At 58.6% G+C, this 1,168-nt stretch carries 2 protein-coding genes and 2 pseudogenes; all 4 read right to left on the minus strand.

Annotation, left to right across the window (positions count from 1 at the left end; translation table 11 throughout):
• A pseudogene (locus tag K0778_RS26220) lies at nt 1-340 on the minus strand (hypothetical protein); the annotation flags it as partial.
• Nucleotides 341-390: 50 nt separating this feature from the next.
• On the minus strand, nt 391-825 hold the full coding sequence (locus K0778_RS26225) for a DUF1380 family protein (RefSeq protein ID WP_000274503.1): 435 nt from the start codon (nt 823-825) through the stop codon (nt 391-393).
• A 13-nt stretch (nt 826-838) separates the two neighbouring features.
• Nucleotides 839-1,060, minus strand: a complete 222-nt coding sequence (locus K0778_RS26230; RefSeq protein ID WP_001104881.1) for a hypothetical protein — start codon at nt 1,058-1,060, stop codon at nt 839-841.
• Nucleotides 1,061-1,168: pseudogene (locus tag K0778_RS26235) on the minus strand (DNA methylase); the annotation flags it as partial.

The following is a 1,168-nucleotide window of genomic DNA, read 5'->3' on the forward strand; positions in this document are numbered from 1 at the left end:
CTTCGGTCAGCCATTCTCCGGCATACGGGAAAGACACCTGCGTTCCGTCTGCCGGAAGTACCGGCAGCGACTGCCACTGACTGCCGGACAGTACCAGTTCCGCCCCGGTTCCGGTCAGTTTCTGAATGGCGGAGGCCAGGAGCGGCGGCAGTACGCCGCCGTGACGGTTGATAAGTAACGTCGCCAGCCGGGGCGCATCCAGCAGAACATAAATGCTGATCCAGCCCGGATACTTCGGGTTACGCTGGTCAACATCCGTCTCTTCCGGCCAGCCCTGCGCCAGCAGCAGGTTGCGGGCGTGACGACAAATCAGTGCGTTCAGCGTGCTGTTTTCGTTCATGATTAAGCGTTCTCCCTGTATCGCCGCCCGCAGGGCAGGCGGCGATAACATCAGTCGTTTTCGTGTGTGTTGTTTTTCAGCAGGGTGCGGGCCTGATTAACCACCTCCTGACGGCGGGTGACGCATTCCGGGACGGCGAGGCCATGATCCCGGGCGGCCCATTCACGTTTCCACAATGCCTGTTCAGCGGTCTGAATCAGGGACGCCAGCAGTTCAGCAGGGACGGTCACCAGGCGGTTTTCGCTCTCGTTGCGGATAATCTCCATCACCGCAGCGGAAGAAATACCGGACTCAATCCGCTGGTCTTCCGGGATGTCCTCCAGGCGTGCCAGGACGGTCCTGATTTCATGACCGGTCAGAGAAATTTCCATACCGTCAGCCAGTGCCTGAATCTCTTCCGGGGACCAGATAACCAGCATCAGCGGCATGTCTCCCGGATACTTTACTGCCAGCTCCCGGCATAGCGTTTCGCATGTTCCGTACATTCTCGTCTCCTTCTCAATCTTTAAAGCACGCTTCCAGTTCCAGAATTTCGGTATATGCCTCCATCAGGAGGCGGTTTGCGCGAAACAGCGTCTGACGCACCAGACGTTCCGGCAGGGTGTCGGCATTAAAGCTGTACCGCTGCTCCATCTCATTCATGGTTGTACGCAGGTCGCACATGGCATTGGCCACCTCCGCCACTTCGGCGCGCAGTTTTTCGTGTCCTGCATAGTTCATTTACGCAGCCTCCGGCATAAACCAGTCATCATTCGCGGCCCCCTGCTGCATGGCCCGTTGCACGGCGGCAAGGCGTTGCTGCCCGGCACGGTGATACTGCTCAAGCAG

Origin of the sequence: Escherichia sp. XD33, assembly GCF_019375075.1 — a bacterium.
Classification (GTDB): domain Bacteria; phylum Pseudomonadota; class Gammaproteobacteria; order Enterobacterales; family Enterobacteriaceae; genus Enterobacter; species Enterobacter flexneri_A.